At 74.0% G+C, this 16,905-nt stretch carries 14 protein-coding genes; 2 read left to right on the forward strand and 12 right to left on the reverse strand.

Features of this window, described 5'->3' with window-relative positions:
- Positions 1 to 68: 68 nt before the first annotated feature.
- From AC3AGO_RS07630 to infC, 8 genes are all read right to left on the reverse strand, one after another.
- Positions 69 to 1,373, reverse strand: a complete 1,305-nt coding sequence (locus AC3AGO_RS07630) for a PP2C family protein-serine/threonine phosphatase (protein ID WP_487819365.1) — start codon at positions 1,371 to 1,373, stop codon at positions 69 to 71.
- A gap of 216 nt (positions 1,374 to 1,589) precedes the next feature.
- Complete coding sequence (pheT, locus tag AC3AGO_RS07635) at positions 1,590 to 4,115, reverse strand: phenylalanine--tRNA ligase subunit beta (protein WP_487819366.1); 2,526 nt, start codon at positions 4,113 to 4,115, stop codon at positions 1,590 to 1,592.
- Positions 4,115 to 5,245 carry a phenylalanine--tRNA ligase subunit alpha gene (gene pheS, locus AC3AGO_RS07640; RefSeq protein ID WP_487819367.1) on the reverse strand — a complete coding sequence of 377 codons (1,131 nt, stop codon included), beginning with the start codon at positions 5,243 to 5,245 and terminating at the stop codon, positions 4,115 to 4,117. The genes pheT and pheS overlap by 1 nt, the downstream gene beginning before the upstream one ends.
- Positions 5,246 to 5,443: 198 nt before the next feature.
- Complete coding sequence (locus tag AC3AGO_RS07645; RefSeq protein WP_487819368.1) at positions 5,444 to 6,679, reverse strand: sensor histidine kinase; 1,236 nt, start codon at positions 6,677 to 6,679, stop codon at positions 5,444 to 5,446.
- A gap of 49 nt (positions 6,680 to 6,728) precedes the next feature.
- Entirely contained in the window at positions 6,729 to 7,583 is an 855-nt protein-coding gene (locus AC3AGO_RS07650; protein WP_487819369.1) for a TrmH family RNA methyltransferase, read from the reverse strand.
- A gap of 97 nt (positions 7,584 to 7,680) precedes the next feature.
- Positions 7,681 to 8,064 carry a 50S ribosomal protein L20 gene (gene rplT / locus AC3AGO_RS07655; RefSeq protein WP_487819370.1) on the reverse strand — a complete coding sequence of 128 codons (384 nt, stop codon included), beginning with the start codon at positions 8,062 to 8,064 and terminating at the stop codon, positions 7,681 to 7,683.
- Positions 8,065 to 8,151: 87 nt separating this feature from the next.
- The gene (gene rpmI / locus AC3AGO_RS07660) at positions 8,152 to 8,346 is read right to left on the reverse strand and encodes a 50S ribosomal protein L35 (RefSeq protein ID WP_487819371.1); all 195 of its coding nucleotides are present in this window, start codon (positions 8,344 to 8,346) and stop codon (positions 8,152 to 8,154) included.
- Between the two features lie 115 nt (positions 8,347 to 8,461).
- Positions 8,462 to 9,136 carry a translation initiation factor IF-3 gene (gene infC / locus AC3AGO_RS07665; RefSeq protein WP_487819372.1) on the reverse strand — a complete coding sequence of 225 codons (675 nt, stop codon included), beginning with the start codon at positions 9,134 to 9,136 and terminating at the stop codon, positions 8,462 to 8,464.
- Positions 9,137 to 9,442: 306 nt separating this feature from the next.
- Between infC and AC3AGO_RS07670 the strand changes: the two genes are divergently transcribed.
- The gene (locus tag AC3AGO_RS07670) at positions 9,443 to 9,853 is read left to right on the forward strand and encodes a DUF1844 domain-containing protein (protein ID WP_487819373.1); all 411 of its coding nucleotides are present in this window, start codon (positions 9,443 to 9,445) and stop codon (positions 9,851 to 9,853) included.
- 66 nt (positions 9,854 to 9,919) lie between these two features.
- Here AC3AGO_RS07670 and AC3AGO_RS07675 read toward each other — a convergent pair whose 3' ends face one another.
- The 4 genes from AC3AGO_RS07675 to AC3AGO_RS07690 form a co-directional block, all read right to left on the reverse strand.
- Positions 9,920 to 10,702, reverse strand: a complete 783-nt coding sequence (locus AC3AGO_RS07675) for an MIP family channel protein (RefSeq protein ID WP_487819374.1) — start codon at positions 10,700 to 10,702, stop codon at positions 9,920 to 9,922.
- 92 nt (positions 10,703 to 10,794) lie between these two features.
- Positions 10,795 to 11,541: an SseB family protein gene (locus AC3AGO_RS07680; RefSeq protein ID WP_487819375.1), complete on the reverse strand. Its 747-nt coding sequence runs from the start codon at positions 11,539 to 11,541 to the stop codon at positions 10,795 to 10,797.
- Between the two features lie 481 nt (positions 11,542 to 12,022).
- Positions 12,023 to 13,276 carry a type VII secretion-associated serine protease mycosin gene (gene mycP / locus AC3AGO_RS07685; protein WP_487819376.1) on the reverse strand — a complete coding sequence of 418 codons (1,254 nt, stop codon included), beginning with the start codon at positions 13,274 to 13,276 and terminating at the stop codon, positions 12,023 to 12,025.
- Positions 13,273 to 15,372, reverse strand: coding sequence for a hypothetical protein (locus AC3AGO_RS07690; RefSeq protein ID WP_487819377.1), 2,100 nt, complete (start codon positions 15,370 to 15,372; stop codon positions 13,273 to 13,275). Before AC3AGO_RS07690 ends, mycP begins: the two co-directional genes overlap by 4 nt.
- Positions 15,373 to 15,689: 317 nt before the next feature.
- Here AC3AGO_RS07690 and AC3AGO_RS07695 point away from each other — a divergent pair, with 317 nt between their 5' ends.
- Complete coding sequence (locus AC3AGO_RS07695; protein WP_487819378.1) at positions 15,690 to 16,904, forward strand: amino acid deaminase/aldolase; 1,215 nt, start codon at positions 15,690 to 15,692, stop codon at positions 16,902 to 16,904.
- Position 16,905 lies beyond the last annotated feature (1 nt).

The following is a 16,905-nucleotide window of genomic DNA, read 5'->3' on the forward strand; positions in this document are numbered from 1 at the left end:
GGGAACCCGTACAGCTGAGACCCCCTACCGGCTGAGCACCGCGGTCTGCGGGACGGCCGGCGCCGGGCCTACCCCGGCAGCCGGCCCCGCAGCCCGGCCGGGTCCCCCTCGCCGGTCTCCCCGGCTTCCCCGGAACGCCCGGACTCGTCGGACTGCCCGGCCTCGCCGAACTGACCTGCCTCGCCGCCCTGTTCGGGCACGCGCACATTGTCGTTGCGCAGGGCCAGGAGTGCCGCGTCGTCGGTGAAGTTGCCCCCGGTATGCCGGCACAGGGCCGTACGGACGGCGTCGATCAGCGTGTCCGGGCAGGGGTGCGCGCCGGGGCGCTCGCCGAGCGTCGCGCGGAGCGTCTCACGCAGCGGGAAGTAGGCCCCGCGCACGTCGCGGGCGTCCTCCGCGCCGTCGGTGTGCAGGAACAGCGCGTCGCCGGGCGGCAGTTCGAGCCGCAGCGGCTCCGGCAGGGAGTACGGCAACGGGAAGAGGCCGAGCGGGGGCAGCGGTTCGGCCTCGGCGACGGAGGCCTCCTCCGAACGGCCGTCGCGCACGGACAGCCGGTACGGCCAGGGGTGGCCGCAGTTGTGCGCCGTCACCGTGCCGTCGGTCCGGGCCTCCAGGAGCAGGACGGTCACGAACTCCTCGGAGGCGTCCGCTATTTCCGCCGGGTCGGCCGCCCCTTCCGCCGCGGCGGCCCTGCGGTCGTACAGATGGCGGGTCAGCCCGCGCTCCAGGCGCCGCAGCACACCGCCCAGTTCGGGCTCGTCGTGCGCCGCCTCGCGGAAGCTGCCGAGCACCGCGGAGACCGTACCGAGCGCGGCCAGCCCGTGCCCGCGCACATCGCCCATGACGACGCGCACGCCGTACGGCGTGGCCACCGCCTCGTACAGATCGCCGCCCACCTCGGCGCCGCGGGTCGCCGACAGCTGGCCCGCCGCCACCGCGTAGCCGTCGAGCCGGGAGGGCAGCGGCCGCAGCAGCACTTCCTGCACCACGCTGGCCACTTCCTGCGCGCGGTCCCGCTCGCTGGTGAGCCGGCTGCGCCGACGGGCCGTCAGATAACTGGCCACGACGACGCAGAGGATCGCCGCACAGGTGCCGATGCGGCTGCCGAGGCCGTCGCCCGCCGTCGTGTCGTATCCGGAGAGCGGATCCAGCGGATAGAGCGCGAACAGGGCGCACGCGCCGCCGACGACCACGCCCCGGCGGTGCCCCGTCCCGGCACAGGCGATGGTCGGGGCCGCGGCCAGCAGCGGAACGAGGTTCGTCTCCAGCGGCACCTGGTACTCCCAGGCGAACACGGCGAGGACCCACACCACGGGCACCGCGAAGGGCAGCACCCGGCGTGCGGCACCGTGCCCTTGCCTGCTTGCGACCATCCCGCGGCGTCCCCGTCCCTCGTCGACTCCGTTTCTCCGACCGGACGATGGTGTCCGACCCATGGTCACGGGGCCCGGCAGTCCCCCCTCTGCTCACCCGAACGAGTGAGGGCGGCACGGGTGTTGGGGCGCATTCACACAGCCGAGGGGCGCGTGGCCCTCCAGCCACGCGCCCCTCGTACGTTCAGTGCGCTCGGCGCACCACTCCGGTGCGGGTCACGCCCCGCGCAGCACCGCTCCGGTGCGCTCGACGGCCGCGGCCACCGCCGCGTCCCGCGCGACGCTCGCCTCGTCCGCCTTCAGCGTCCGGTCCGACGCGCGGAACCGCAGCGCGTACGCGAGGGACTTCTTGCCCTCGCCGAGCTGCTCGCCGGTGAAGACGTCGAACAGCCGCAGCGACTCCAGGAGTTCGCCCGCGCCCGCGCGCAGCGCGGACTCGACGTCGGCCGCCGGCACGGACGCGTCCACGACGAGCGCGACGTCCTGCGTGGCGACCGGGAAGGTGGACACGTGCGGTCCCTCGACCACTCCGCCGCCGGCCCGCTCGACCAGGTCGAGGTCGAGCTCCATCGCGCAGGTGCGCTCCGGCAGCCCGAGCGCCTTCAGCACGCGCGGGTGCAGCTCGCCGGCGTGGCCGGCGAGCGTCCGCTCGCCCTCCAGCTCGACGTACAGCGCCGCGCAGCGGCCCGGGTGCCAGGGCGCGAACTGGGTGTTCTCCAGGGTCAGTTCGGTACGGGCCTCGCCCGCGACCGTACGGGCCGCCTCGACGGCGTCCGCCCAGTCGCCCTTCCGGCCCTTGCCCCACCAGCCGGCCTGCTCACGGCCGCCGGCCAGCACGACGGCGGCGTGCCGCGGCTGCCGCGGCAGTGCCGCGTCCACCGAGGCGATCTCCTCGTCGGTCGGCCGCCCCGAGGTGCTCAGCCGGACCGGCTCCGTCTCCTCGCCGGTCGGCAGGAACACCAGCCCGGTCTCGAACAGCGCCAGGTCGTGGCTGCCGCGCCCGTCGTTCCTGCGCAGCGCGGCGAGCAGGCCGGGCAGCAGCGTGGTGCGCAGCGCCGGCTCCTCGTCGGACAGCGGGTTGACCAGCTTGACCGTACGGCGCCGCGCGTCGTCCGCGTCCAGCCCGAAGGCGTCCCACGAAGCGTCCCCGAGGAAGGGGTAGTTGAGCGCCTCGACGTAGCCGGCGCCGGCCAGCGCCCGGCCGACGCGGCGGTGCAGCCGCTGCCGTTCGGTCAGCCCGCGCCCGGCGGGCGGCTTGGGCAGGGTGGAGGGCAGGTTCTCGTAGCCCTCGAGCCGGATGACCTCCTCCGCGAGGTCGTTGATCTCGCGGAGGTCGGGCCGCCAGGACGGCACGGTGACGGTCAGCTCGTCCTGCCCGTACACGTCGCAGCCGACTGCCTGCAGCCGCCGGACGACGGTCTCGCGGCCGTAGCCGACACCGGCGACGCGGTCCGGGTGGTCCGCCGCCATCTTGATGGTGTGCGGTCCGGACGGAGCGGTCACCTCGGTGACGCCGGCCTCGGCCGTACCGCCCGCGAGCAGCACCAGCAGGTCGACGGTGCGCTGCGCGGCAGCGGCCGCTGCCTGCGGGTCGACGCCGCGCTCGAAGCGCTTGGCGGCCTCCGAGGACACCTTGTGCCGGCGGGCCGTACGGGCCACGGACACGGCGTCGAAGTGCGCGGCCTCCACGACGATCTCGGTGGTGCCGCTCCACTCGCCGGTCTCGGGGTCCCGCACCGGGTCGGCGATCTCGCTGTTCGCGCCGCCCATCACACCGGCCAGCCCGATCGCGCCGGCGTTGTCGGCGATGACCAGGTCCTCGGCGTCCAGCGTGCGCTGGGTGCCCTCCAGCGTGGTGAGCTTCTCGCCCTGCTCGGCGCGGCGGACGGTGATGGGGCCGTCGATGCGGTTCTGGTCGTACGCGTGCAGCGGCGAACCGAGCTCCAGCATCACGTAGTTGGTGATGTCGACGGGCAGCGAGACCGGGCGCATGCCGGCCTTCTGCAGCCGCCGCTGGAGCCAGATCGGCGACGCCGCGTCGGGCCGCAGCCCGGTGACGGTGCGCGCCGTGAACCGGTCGCAGCCGCGCGGGTCGGTGACCTTGACCGGGTAGCCGAACGAGTTCGGCGAGGGCACGTCGAGCAGCGCGGGGTCGCGCAGCGTCAGCCCGTACGCGGTGGCCGTCTCCCGCGCGATGCCGCGCATGGACAGGCAGTAGCCGCGGTCGGGGGTGACGGCGATGTCGAGGACCTCGTCGACGAGTTCGAGCAGCTCGATCGCGTCGGTGCCGGCCTCGTGCTCCGGCGGCAGCACGATGATGCCGTCGTGGTCGTCGCCCATGCCCAGCTCGGCGGCGGAGCAGATCATGCCCTCGGACGTCTTGCCGTAGGTCTTCCGCGCCGAGATCTTGAAGTCGCCCGGCAGCACGGCGCCCGGCAGCACGACGACGACCTTGTCGCCGACGGCGAAGTTCCGCGCGCCGCACACGATGTTCTGCGGCTCGCCGGTGCCGTTGGCGTCGGCGACGTCCACCTGGCAGTACCGGATGGGCTTCTTGAACTCGGTCAGTTCCTCGATCGCCAGGACCTTGCCGACGACGAGCGGGCCCTTCAGCCCGGCGCCGAGCTGCTCGACCGACTCGACCTCGAGACCGGCCGCGATCAGCTTCGCCTGGACGTCACGGCCGGTCTCACCGGCCGGAAGGGCGACGTACCCCCGGAGCCACGAAAGGGGCGCCCGCATCAGATCTCCATCCCGAACGGCCGGGTGAAGCGCACGTCACCTTCGACCATGTCTCGCATGTCCTCGACGTTGTGGCGGAACATCAGCATCCGTTCGATGCCGAAGCCGAAGGCGAATCCGCTGTACTTCGCGGGGTCGACGCCGCAGGCCGTCAGGACCCGCGGGTTGACCATGCCGCAGCCGCCCAGCTCGATCCAGCCCTCGCTGGAGCAGGTGCGGCAGGGGCGCTCCGGGTCGCCGACGGACGCGCCGCGGCAGGCGAAGCACACCATGTCCATCTCGGCGGACGGCTCGGTGAAGGGGAAGTACGAGGGCCGCAGCCGCGTCGTCAGCCCCTCCCCGAAGAGCTCCCTGACCAGGTGGTCGAGGGTGCCCTTGAGGTCCGTCATGGTCAGGCCCTCGTCGATGGCGAGCAGCTCGACCTGCGTGAAGACGGGGGTGTGCGTCGCGTCCAGCTCGTCGGTCCGGTACACCCGGCCCGGGCAGATGACGTAGACCGGCAGCTCCCGCTCCAGGAGCGAACGGATCTGCACCGGGGAGGTGTGGGTCCGCAGCACGATGCCGCTGTCGTCGCCCTGCGCGCTCTCGCCCGCGCCCTCGACGAAGAAGGTGTCCTGCATGGAGCGCGCGGGGTGGTCGGGGCCGAGGTTGAGGGCGTCGAAGTTGAACCACTCCGCCTCCACCTCGGGGCCCTCGGCGACCTCGTAGCCCATGGACGTGAAGATGTCCTCGATCCGCTCCGACAGCGTCGTCAGCGGGTGCCGGGCACCGGCGGGGGTGCGGTCGTAGGGCAGCGTGACGTCCACCGCCTCCTCGACCAGCACCCGCTCGTCGCGCTCCCGCTCCAGCTCCTCCTGGCGCAGCTTCAGCGCCTTGTTGACCGCGCCGCGCGCCTGCCCGACACGCTTGCCGGCCTCGGCCTTGGCCTGCGGAGGCAGCGCGCCGATCTCGCGGTTGGCCAGCGCGAGCGGGGAGCGGTCGCCCGCGTGGGCGGACTTCACCTCGCGCAGCGCGTCGAGATCCGCCGCGGCGGCGATGGCGGCGATCGCCTCGTCCTTCGCGCGGTCGATCTCTTCCGGTTTCAGTGCCTCGACCTCAACAGGGTCGTACGACTTATTGGGTGCCGACATCTCTTCCCGTGTTTCCGATTGGCTTGGCTGCGCGCCCTGGGCCCCGGCGCCCGGCGCCCCATGCCGGACGTTGCTGCGTGGGTGCGAAAGGTGCCAAAGGTCGAGTCTAAAGGGACGCGCGTGTTCCCTTGCAGGCGGACGGAGCGGGGAGCTCTCCCCCGGACCTCCGCGGGTCGCCGGAAAGCCCGCGGGCGGCGGTCAGGCCATGAAGGCCGGGGCGCCCACGGGCAACGTAAATCGGAACCTGGCGCCGCCCGCTCCGGGGGCGCGGTCCACGGCGATGCTGCCGCCGTGCGCCTCGACGATGCCCTTGACGATGTAGAGCCCGAGGCCGGTGCCGCCGCGTTTGCTGCCCTGCCAGAAGCGGGTGAAGACGCGGCCCATCGACTCCTCGGGGATGCCGGGGCCTTCGTCGCTCACGGTGACCGCCGTTCCTTCTTCTCCGCTGCGGCCGGGGGCCGATGACACCTCGATGGTGACAGTCCCCTCGCCGTGCCGCACCGCGTTTTCCAGCAGATTGCCCAGCACCTGGTCGATCTTGTCCGGATCGGCCCAGAGCGCCGGCAGCTTCTCGGCGATGTCCGTGACGAACCGCTCGGCCGGCTGCCCTGCCGCCACGTGCGCCTCGACGTGCCGGGCCACCGCCGCGGGCAAGTCGACGGGCTGGCGGCGCAGTTCGAGCCGCCCCGAGTCGATCCGGGAGATGTCCAGCAGCTCGGCGATCAGCCGGGTGACCCGGTTCGCGTCGGAGTCGACGGTCTCCAGCATCAGCCGCTTCTGGTCGTCGGTGAACCGCTCCCACTTCGCCAGCAGCGTCGCCGTGAAGCCCTTCACGGACGTGAGCGGCGAGCGCAGTTCGTGCGCCACGGTGGCGATGAGCACCGCGTGGCTCCGCTCGGTGCGCCGCCGTGCCTCGGTGCCGCGCAGCCCCACCACGATCCGGCGTACGGGGCCGCACGGCCGCTCCCGTACATACCGCGCGGTGACCAGCACTTCGCGCCCGCCGGGCAGCAGCAGGTTCCGCTCGGGCTGTCCCGTACGGGTGGCGAGCCCGCCGTACGGATCGGTCAGCCGCCACCAGCGGCGGCCGTCCATGTCCTCCAGCGGCAGCGCCCCGTCGAGGGGGCTGCCCAGCGCTTCGGAGGCCCGGCAGCCGGTGATGCGGGCGGCGGCGGCGTTGAAGCAGATGACCCGGCCCGTGTGGTCGGCCACCACGAGGCCGTCCGGCAGATCGTCGGGGCCCAGCCCCAAGTCGCCGAGCTCCGGCGGGAATCCGGCCGGGGCCGCGCCCTCCGCGGGACTGTCGTCGACAGCCGCGGGGTTGTCGTCAGCAGCCGCGGGACCGTTCTCCGCCGCGTGCGGGGCGTCGCCGGGAGCCGGCCGGGCGGCAGGCGCGATGCCGCGCGTACGCGCACCGCTCGTCCCGACGTCCATGCCCGCCGCACCCCCTCATGTGCCCTTACCCCCGGGGCGAGCCACCCTACTAGCTCCGGGTGACGGCGCGGCACCCTCCGTCGGCACGCTGCGCACGAGCCGAGGCATACAGGCAAACGGCGGCCGCCGTCGCGAGGTTGAGGCTCTCCGCGCTCCCGTGGATCGGAACGCGCACCACCTCGTCCGTGAGTGCGCGGGTCTCCTCCGGCAGCCCCCACGCCTCGTTGCCGAAGACCCACGCGGTGGGGCCTCCCATGGCGCCGTCGTCCAGTTCCTCGTCGAGGTCGCGCTCTCCCGCGCCGTCCGCCGCGAGCACCCGTACGCCCGCCGCGGCCAGCCCGGCGACGGCCTCCTCGACGGGCACGCCGACGGCGACCGGCAGATGGAACACCGAACCGGCGGACGCGCGCACCGCCTTGGGGTTGTAGAGGTCCACGGAGGCGTCCGTCAGCAGTACGGCCTCGGCGCCGGCGGCGTCCGCGCAGCGCAGTACGGTGCCGGCGTTGCCGGGGTCGCGGACGTTCGCGAGGACCGCCACCAGCTTCGGCCGCGCGGCGAGCACCTCGTCCAGCGGCCGGTCGGTGAACCGGCAGACGGCGACGAGCCCTTGGGGTGTGACGGTCTGCGCGAGGGACGCCACGGTCGCCTCGTCTGCGAGGTGCACCCGGGCACCCGCGTCCCGCGCCGCGTCGGTGATCTCCGGATACCGCTCCGCGGCCTCGGGCGTCGCGAACAGCTCCAGCAGCGCGGGCCCTTCGGCGTCCCGGTACGCGGCTGCCTCCCGTACGGCCTGCGGCCCCTCGGCCAGGAAGCGGCGCTCCTTGCCGCGGAAGCTGCGGCGCAGCAGCCGCCGCGCCGCGGTGACGCGCGCGGAGCGCGGGGAGATCGGATCGGGGGTGCCCATGGGTCGGCGGCTCGTTTCTGCGGTGCGGTCGGTCATGCGACGGACCCGCAGGCTCGCAGCCTGCGGGTCCGTGAAGTCATGCGCTCCGGGCCGGTGTTCAGGCGGCCTTCGGGGCGTTGACGTCGCTCGGGAGGGCCTTCTGGGCGACCTCGACCAGAGCGGTGAACGCGGGACCGTCGTTCACGGCGAGCTCGGCCAGCATCTTGCGGTCGACCTCGACGTTGGCGGCCTTCAGACCCTGGATGAAGCGGTTGTAGGTGATGCCGTTGGCGCGGGCAGCGGCGTTGATCCGCTGGATCCACAGCTGACGGAAGTCGCCCTTGCGCTTCTTGCGGTCGTTGTAGTTGTAGACGTAGGAGTGGGTGACCTGCTCCTTCGCCTTCCGGTAGAGGCGCGAGCGCTGGCCGCGGTAGCCGCTGGCCTGCTCGAGGATCGCCCGGCGCTTCTTCTGGGCGTTGACTGCCCGCTTGACGCGTGCCACTTGTTACTCCTTGGGGGCGGGGCTGCCGGTCCGTGGTGGGGACACGGGCGGCCCGGAACGAATAGGGATCCCGGTCGTGCGGGGGTGTTACTTGCCGAGAAGCTTCTTCATCTTCTTGGCGTCGGCCGGGGCCATTTCGGTCTTGCCCTCGAGGCGGCGCGTCAGCGTGGACGGCTTGTGCTCGAGAAGGTGGCGGCGACCGGCACGCTGGCGCATCACCTTGCCGGAGCCGGTGATCTTGAAGCGCTTGCGGGCACCACTGTGCGTCTTGTTCTTCGGCATGTCGCCGTACTCTCCTCGTCAGTGGGGCTCCCGGCACGCCTCCGCCCGTGGGCGGGCATGCCGGAACTCCAGGTGGTTCGTTGTCATTTCCGGGGCGGGGTGCCCCCGGAGGGGCTCACGCCTCGGCGGGCTCCTCGGCCTGCTGCTCGGCGGGCTTCTCGGCCGGTGCCTCGCCAGCGTTCTCGCTCTGCTGACGGGCCTCCTTGCGAGCAGCCTGCGCCTCACGGGCCTCGGCCATCGCCTCGGTCTTCTTCTTGTGCGGACCGAGAACCATGATCATGTTCCGGCCGTCCTGCTTCGGGTTGGACTCCACGAAGCCGAGGTCGGCAACATCGTCCGCGAGCCGCTGCAGCAGCCGGAAGCCCAGCTCGGGGCGGGACTGCTCACGACCGCGGAACATGATCGTGATCTTGACCTTGTCGCCCTGCTTGAGGAACCGGACGACGTGACCCTTCTTGGTGTCATAGTCGTGCGGATCGATCTTCGGCCGGAGCTTCATCTCCTTGATGACCGTGTGCGCCTGGTTCTTGCGCGATTCACGGGCCTTCATTGCCGACTCGTACTTGAACTTGCCGTAGTCCATGAGCTTGCACACGGGCGGGCGAGAATTCGCCGCCACCTCGACCAGGTCGAGGTCGTACTCCTGTGCGAGCTCCAGGGCCTTGGCAAGCGGCACAATGCCGACCTGCTCGCCGCTGGGACCGACGAGTCGTACTTCGGGGACGCGAATCCGGTCGTTGATGCGGGGCTCGGCGCTGATGGGGCCTCCTCGGGTGCACCGCGCGGCCATCTGGCGAACGGCCGCGCATGAGTCTGTGTCATGGTGACCACCGCGCCGAGACGCAAAAAACGCCCCGGACGGGACACAGGCGGGGCTCCTCATTGGACCGGGAGCACCGACGCGGTGATCCGCGGGGCGCAGCCTGACCTTTGACCCGCGACCCTGAGAGTCGCCAGGTGGGAAGTCGGAGCCTCCACTTGTGGGCCGGGGACTTCTGCGAGAGCTGTCTCCGGCCGGTCGATATCCCAGCATACCAGGGGTCGGGAGTGCTCCCCACAGTCCTGACCGCACCGGCCGGGGCATAGGCTTGAGCGCATGAGCGACGCCGCACCCTCCGGCCACTCCGGCCCGTCAGACCCCAGCTCCCAGGCCGCCACCGGCGCCCCGGACGCACCCGACTTCGACGGTATGACCCGCGACATCGCGGACGTGCCCGCGGTCGAGGTGATCACCACCGTCGCGGTGCACCTGATGAGCTCCGCCGCGGTCAACCTCGGGCTGGCCGAGGAGGGCGAGAAGCACAAGGACCTCGACGAGGCACGGAAGCTGATCACCTCACTGGCCGGGCTGATCACCGCCGGCGCCACCGAGATCGGTTCGTACCACGCGGCGCCGCTGCGGGACGGGCTCAAGTCGCTGCAGCTCGCGTTCCGCGAGGCGTCGGTCGTGCCGGACGAGCCCGGACAGGGCCCCGGCGAGAAGTTCACGGGGCCGGTACACGGCTGACCGGCCGGGCCCGGCCGGCCGGCGCTCGGGCGGGACGGCGGGACCGGCGGGGCCCGTACGGCGGGGTCAGCGGTCCTTGGCCTCGGCGGGCTGGGCGTTCGCCAGCTCGTCCGACTCGTCGTCCGTGCCCAGCTGCGGGTGGGTGCAGCGGTGCAGCACCGCCGCCAGCACCCCGCCGAGCAGCGGCGCGACGATGAACAGCCACAGCTGGGTCAGCGCCGCTCCGCCCGCGAAGAGCGCGGGGCCGATGCTGCGGGCCGGGTTCACGGACGTGCCGGTGAGCGGGATGCCGATGAGGTGGACCACGGCGAGGGCCAGACCGATGGGCAGCCCGTCGAAGCCGACCACCGCGATCTTGTGCGTCACCGACAGCACGACGTAGACCAGCAGCGCCGTCAGCAGGAGCTCGGCGACGAACGCGCCGAAGCCGTTGATGCGCACCAGGGAGCGGTCGCCGAAGCCGTTGCTGCCGAAGGCCTCGTCCGTCTTGAGCAGCGGCACCTGCTTGGCGACCAGGAAGAGCAGCGCGGAGCCGACGATGGCCCCGCAGACCTGCGCGATCCAGTACTTCACGGCGGTGTTCAGGTCCATCCGGCGGGCCGCGAGCATGCCGAGTGTCACCGCCGGGTTCACGTGGCAGCCCGACACCGGGCCTATCGCGTACGCCAGGGCGAGCAGCGTGAAGCCGAAGGCCAGGGCCACCCCGAGGGTGCCGATGTACGAGGTGGCCAGCACGGCGGCGCCGACGGCGAAGAAGACCAGCAGTGCGGTGCCGAGGAATTCCGCCGCGTAGGGCTGCGGCCGGGACTCTATGTGGGACAGCTTGGTCTGCGTGGCGTTGGACGGCATGGCGCGCTCCCGTTGCGTTCCGTGACTTCCGTGGTTCCGGGTCCCGCGAGTGTCCGTCCCCCAGCGCCCCGGCGCATGCCGGGGGCGGCTGGTCAGCGGAGGTAGAAGGCGCTCGCGGGGAGGGCCGTGCCCGGCGGCAGCAGGGCCAGGGACAGGCCCTTCACCAGACTGCCGCGGAGCGTCTCGTCCTCGGCGAGAGCCCCGGCCAGCCGCTGCGCCGTGCCGCGCGCCTCCGCCTCGGGGGCCAGCGCGAGCGCGAGCGTGGCGTCGGCGTCCGCGCCGCCGGGCGCCAAGTGGGCGCCGGCGATGTCCGGTTCGGCGGCGAGCAGGGTGCGCAGGGCCTCGGCGACGACGGGGTCGGAGAGCGGGCCGCTGCGCGTACGGCCCTCGGCGAGGGCCTGCAGCGCGGGGCCGCTCAGCTGGTACGGGACGGGGCCCGCGAGGTCCAGGACCAGGGTGTCGGCCTCCTCGTGCGCGAGGGCCTGGAGCGCCTGGCGCAGCGGGACGGCGACGGGGCGGGCGTCCGAGCGCCAGCGGGCGAGGGCCTCCGTGGAGGTGAAGGCCGGGAGGGCCTTGCGGCCGTCGGGAGCTTCGAGCGTCGGGACGGCCATGTCGCTGGTCTTCTCGTGCCGCAGGCCGTTCTCGTCCGTCTCCGACTCGCCGAGGACGGCGACGACCGGGACGAGGAGGCGTGCGGTGCGGAGCGCGGCGAGGACACGTTTCTCCGTGGCGTCGTCCTGCGGGGACGCGTGCCACTGGGCGAGGGCCTCCGCCAGGACGGGGTCGGCCGCGCCGTCGTCGTCGGCGAATCCGGGATCGGGAATGTTCTTGAGCGCCACGGGGTGAGCCTATCGGCAGGGCCGTTGGCTCACGCTGGGGCCTCCGGCCCCTAGGGGTGCGGGGAACTGCGCGGACCCCGGCGGGAGGTGCGGCCCGCGCGCGGGCCCCGGGTCCCGCTCGGTGGGGTCCGGGGCGGGAGCCCCGTTCTTTCGCGCGCCGCGCGGTGGGGTCCGGGGCGTAGCCCCGGTTCCCCTCTTCCCTGCCCGCAGGGCAGGGCTGGGGTCTGGGGCGGCAGCCCTGGAAGAAACGGGTAGGGGCGGGTCCTGGGCCACCCCCTCACCGGGGCGCGTGCGTTGGGTGCGGGGTGCGTGCCCTGCGCGGGTGCGGTCCGGTGTGCCCACCCGTTCCGCCCCTTGGCGGACCGCGTGCCCACACCGAGGTGTGCCCGCCCCGCGCGGCGGAGCCGCACATCCAACGCAGCCGCCCCAAGGGCGGACCAGCTGCCCACACCGGGGCGGGGCGTCGGCCCACGCCTTGCTGTCAGTTGCGGCGGGTGCGGTGTAGGGCTACTGCTGCGGCGATCAGGAGGGTGCCGACCACGGCGGCCACTACGGCCGCCCACGCGGCCTGGCCGTTGACCGGTCCGGAGCCGAAGTACTCGTGCGGGTACGCGATCCGGGCCGGGGCCTGGGAGCGCGGCTTCACCGTCGAGCCGACCTCGATCGCGGCCGCCGGGTCCACCACGCCGGTGCCGAGGGCGTCGCTGCGGCCGCCCTCCGGAGTGTTCCGCGCTGTCTCCGCGAGCAGCTTCTTGACCTGGGCCGGGCTCAGGTCGGGGTGGGCCGCGCGGACGAGTGCGGCGGCGCCGGACACCACGGCGGCGGCGGCGCTGGTGCCCCAGCCCTCGTAGTACTTGCGGTCCGGGTCGGCGATCACGACGTCCTTGCCGGGGGCGGCGAGCGTGGCGTACCAGCGGCGGGTGGAGAACGCGGCGCGGGCGCCGTACTTGTCGACGGCGGCGACGGCGAGCACGCCCGGATAGGCGGCCGGGTACGAGATGTGGTCGCCGTCCTCGCCGCCGTTGCCGGAGGAGGCGACGACGAGGGAGCCCTTGCTCAGCGCGTACCGGACGGCGGCGTCCTCGCGGGGCTCCGGGTGGGCCGAGCTGCTGTCGTCGCCGAGCGAGAGGTTGATGACGTCGGCACCGTGGTCGGCGGCGTAGCGGATGCCGTCGGCGAGGGCGCCGCCGCGGGCGTCGCGGGCCTTCTTGCGCTGCGGGTCGCTCTCTTCGAGCAGGACCCGTACGGGGAGGATGCGCGCCTCGGGGGCGATGCCCATGACGCCCAGCTTGTCGTCCTTGCCGTGGCCGTGGCCCGCGACGATGCCGGCCATCGCGGTGCCGTGCCGGGCCCAGGCGCGGTCGCCCTTCTCGGCGCCCATCCGGACGAAGTCCTTGCCGGGCGCGGTGTTCCGCTTCAGGTCCGGGTGCGACTCGTCGACGCCGGTGTCCAGGACGGCGACGGTGATGCCCTTGCCCTTGGTGGTCTTCCACGCGTCCTTGGCCTGGATCGCGCCGAGCGCCCACTCCTGTTTCTGGATGCCCTCGCCCTCCGCGTGGGCCGTGCCGGCGAGCGGGGCGACGGTGAGCAGCGGGGCGAGGAGGAGCGCGGCGGTGCGGTGCGCTGCGCGGCGCGTGCGGGGTGCGGGGGTGCGGGCGGTTCCGGGTGTGCGGGGGTCCGGTGTGGGCGCGGCGGTGGCGCGGGGGGTGTGAACTGCCGTACGGGCGCGGGTCATCGGTCGTCTTCCTTCGGCGCCGGGCCGGCCTTTGCGCGCAGGCCCCGTTCTATGCGGTCGGCGATTCCCTGGGCGTCGTGGCCCAGTCCGGCCTGGGCGGGGGCCGAGTTCTCCCCCTTGTCCGTCGCGTCCGCGCCGGCCTGCGGGTCGCTGACGACGCGTCCGTCGGCGAAGCCGGTCACGGAGTACACGACGACGGGCGCGTCCGCCATGACGCGCAGCGTCCAGCTCGCGCGCTGGGCGTCGCCGAAGTCGGCGGACACGGTGCCGCGCGCGGCGTACGGGCGGGGCATCAAGTCCGGGCGTGCGGTGAGGTTTTCGAGCGCGAACCGTTTCCGCAGGGCCTGCATCCGCGCCTCGTCGCCGCGGGTGAAGAGCAGGCCGACGGTGGTCACGCTGGTGCTGGTCTCGTCGGCGTACGTGGCGCGGACGAGGCGCTGACAGCCCACCGGGGACAGGGCCTTGGCCAGGTACGGGTCGAAGGCGTTCGTACAGTCGCTGTCGGGGGCGACGGCGACGCGCGTCCAGCGGCGGTCCGCGCCGCCGGGGCCCGCGCCCTTGCCGGTCAGCGTGCGGGGGAACAGGTCGTCGACGGGGACGGTCTGCCACATGCCGCGGGTCTCGTCGAAGTCGGTCCCGGTCACGGTGGCCGGGCCGGTGTCCGTCGAGATCCACGCGCCGGCGGCGGCGCCGCCGAGCAGCCCCACGCCGAGTACGAGGCACACGGCGACCGCGAGGGTGCGCGGGGCGGGGCGGCGGCTCACGGGCCCGCCCGTGGCGCCGGCCGCCGTGTCGTAGCCGTGCGGTGCGGCCTGTTGCGGTACGGGAGGGGGCAACGGCTGGGCGTACACCCCGGGATCGGTCGCCCCGAGCGGACGCAGCGGCCCCGCGACGGTGACGGGGTCGCCCTGGCTGGGCCCGTACCCGGGCATGGGCGGCTGCGGCGCACCGGGCGCCGAAGGGGCGGGCCCCGGGGGCGTGTTGGGGCCGTGGCCGGGTGCGCCTGCCGGCCGGGCGGCCGGTGGCGGCGGGATGCGCGGGGGCGGCGGCGCGGCGCCGTTCCGCCCGGCGGAGGGCCCGCCCCCGGCACCGTCGCGCCGCGACGCGCCGCCGCCGTCCGGCTGCGTGGCCGGTGGCTGCGGGGGACGTGAAGGGGCGCGCGGGGCGGGGGTGTTGGAGTCGCGGGGCGGGGCGTCCTCGCGGCGCGGGGCGTCCTCGTGACGCGGTGCGTCCCGGTCGCTGTCGCGGCCGGACTGCTCCGGGAGACGCGACGGTGCGGGCGTGCCGCCCTCGTCGGTGGACGCGTTCGGGGGTGTGGTGCCGTTCCGCTCGGCGGAGGGGCCGACCGTGGCGTCGTCGCGTTGCGGGCCGCCGGGCGCGGTGCCGCGGTCGTCGCTGCGCGGCTCGCCTGTGCGGGACTTGGCCGGCCCGCGGTCGCCGGGCGTGGTGCCGCCGTTCTCCGCGGACGCCTTCGGCGCGATCGCGGGACGCGGCGGGGTCGGCGAAAGAGCGGGCGTGGACTGGGAGTTCGCCGTCCCCCGCGGGCCACCCTCTTGGGCTGTGCCGCGGGGCGGGGTGTCCTCGTGGCGCGGCTCCCGGCCGCTGCCGGTCCCTGCGGAGCTCTGCTGCGGCACGCGCGAAGAGGCGGGCGGTGTGGAGCCGTTGGCGTGGCCGCCCTCTGCGGCGGACGTCGCGGGTCGCGGTGGGAGCGGCGACAGGCTCGGCGTTGCGGCGGGCCTCGCGGACTCCTGCGCGGCGCCGGGGTCGTCGGCGAGCGGCTCCGGGGTCCCGCCGCGCGGGGCGGCCGAGGGCTGCTCGGGAACGCGTGACGGTGCAGGCGGGGCGGGGACGTTGGTGTCACCCTGCGGGACTCCCGGCACAGCGCCGGGATCATCGCCGCGCAGCTCACCCGTACCGGGCGCGGACGAACCGCGGTCGCCGCGCGGAGCCGACGCCCGCTCGGGGGTGCCCGTCGGCGCGGGGACGTTCGCGTCGCCCTGCGGGCCGCCCTGCCCGACGTCGGCGTCGGTGTCACCTTGGGGGCGTGGGGGGTGGGGGTGGAGGGCGGGGACGGGGTGGGGCGTGTCGTGCGGCATGTGCGGAGCGGGGTCGTCTTCCTGGGTGGGTGCGCCAACGACCGGCGGTACGGCAGGGCGAGGCGGGACCGCCGGAGGCGGAGGCACAGGGATGCGGTCGGCGTCAGTGCTCATCCGCGCCCCTCCCCGCGCGCAGTGCCACCCCACACGAATGCCTTTCGGGGCAGGCCGGTTCGTATCGGACAACACGCCGTCGTCCGGGTGCTCGCAGCGTGCTGCGTCACTCTACGGTGCGAACGGCCCCCCGCGGCAACCCGCCCCGAACCGGCTGTGACGAGGGGCTGTGCCCGGCGGCGCGGCTCTGGCAAGCTGCCGACGTGTTCGATACGACAGTCGATCTCGCCGCTGACCGGGCGCGTTACGACCGGGCGACCGCGGGGGCCGACGGACCGCTGGCGCTCGTCGATCTGACGGCCTTCGACGCCAACGCCGACGCCGTGCTGCGCCGCGCGGGGGGCAAGCCCGTACGGGTCGCCTCCAAGTCCGTACGCTGCAGAGCCCTGTTGGAGCGGGTGCTGGCCCGGCCCGGCTTCCACGGGGTGATGAGCTACACGCTCGCCGAGTCGCTGTGGCTGGCCCGCTGCGGTGTGCAGGACGTGCTGCTGGCCTATCCGTCCACCGACCGCTCGGCGTACGCGGAGCTCGCCGCGGACCCGAAGCTCGCCCGCGCCGTGACGGTGATGGTCGACGATCCGGCCCAGCTGTCGCTGATCGACGCGGCGCGGAACGGCGGCACGGAGGAGATCCGGGTCTGTCTGGAGCTGGACACCTCGCTGCGGCTGCTGGGCGGCCGAGTGCGGATCGGCGCCCGGCGTTCGCCGCTGCACTCCCCCGCGCAGGTGGCCGAGTTGGCCCGTTCCGTGGCGCGCAGGCCGGGCTTCCGGCTGGTGGGACTGATGGCGTACGAGGGGCACATCGCCGGTGTGGGCGACGCCGTACCGGGCAGTCCGCTGCGTTCGGGCGGGGTGCGGCTCATGCAGGCGGCGGCGCGGCGCGAACTCGCCGCGCGGCGGGCCGCGGTGGTACGGGCCGTCCGGTCGGTGGCGCCGGACCTGGAGTTCGTGAACGGCGGCGGTACGGGCAGCGTGCAGCACACCGCCGCGGAGGACGCGGTGACCGAGGTGGCCGCGGGGTCCGGGCTCTTCGTGCCGCATCTCTTCGACAACTACCGGTCGTTCACCTCGCGTCCGGCGGCGCTGTTCGCGCTGCCCGTGGTGCGCCGGCCGGGCGTGGGTGTGGTGACGGTGCTGGGCGGCGGCTATCCGGCGTCGGGCGCGCCCGGGCGGGACCGGCTGCCGCGCCCTTATCTGCCGCGCGGGCTGCGGTTCGATCCGCAGGAGGGCGCGGGCGAGGTGCAGACGCCGCTGCTCGGCGCACCGGCGGATGATCTGCTCATCGGCGACAAGGTGTGGTTCCGGCACGCGAAAGCGGGCGAACTGTGTGAACGGTTCGCCGAACTGCACCTGGTGGAGGGCGAGAAGGTGTCGGCGACCGTGCCGACGTACCGCGGCGAGGGCCACACCTTTTTGTGAA

It is taken from the genome of Streptomyces sp. BL1, assembly GCF_057628045.1.

Excerpts from the sequence above, each read along its gene's own strand:
- AC3AGO_RS07630 (WP_487819365.1), bottom strand. The coding sequence starts at position 1,373 with ATGGTCGCAAGCAGGCAAGGGCACGGTGCCGCACGCCGGGTGCTGCCC.
- pheT (WP_487819366.1), bottom strand. The coding sequence starts at position 4,115 with ATGCGGGCGCCCCTTTCGTGGCTCCGGGGGTACGTCGCCCTTCCGGCC.
- pheS (WP_487819367.1), bottom strand. The coding sequence starts at position 5,245 with ATGTCGGCACCCAATAAGTCGTACGACCCTGTTGAGGTCGAGGCACTG.
- AC3AGO_RS07645 (WP_487819368.1), bottom strand. The coding sequence starts at position 6,679 with ATGGACGTCGGGACGAGCGGTGCGCGTACGCGCGGCATCGCGCCTGCC.
- AC3AGO_RS07650 (WP_487819369.1), bottom strand. The coding sequence starts at position 7,583 with ATGGGCACCCCCGATCCGATCTCCCCGCGCTCCGCGCGCGTCACCGCG.
- rpmI (WP_487819371.1), bottom strand. The coding sequence starts at position 8,346 with ATGCCGAAGAACAAGACGCACAGTGGTGCCCGCAAGCGCTTCAAGATC.
- infC (WP_487819372.1), bottom strand. The coding sequence starts at position 9,136 with ATGGCCGCGCGGTGCACCCGAGGAGGCCCCATCAGCGCCGAGCCCCGC.
- AC3AGO_RS07670 (WP_487819373.1), top strand. The coding sequence starts at position 9,443 with ATGAGCGACGCCGCACCCTCCGGCCACTCCGGCCCGTCAGACCCCAGC.
- AC3AGO_RS07675 (WP_487819374.1), bottom strand. The coding sequence starts at position 10,702 with ATGCCGTCCAACGCCACGCAGACCAAGCTGTCCCACATAGAGTCCCGG.
- mycP (WP_487819376.1), bottom strand. The coding sequence starts at position 13,276 with ATGACCCGCGCCCGTACGGCAGTTCACACCCCCCGCGCCACCGCCGCG.
- AC3AGO_RS07690 (WP_487819377.1), bottom strand. The coding sequence starts at position 15,372 with ATGCCGCACGACACGCCCCACCCCGTCCCCGCCCTCCACCCCCACCCC.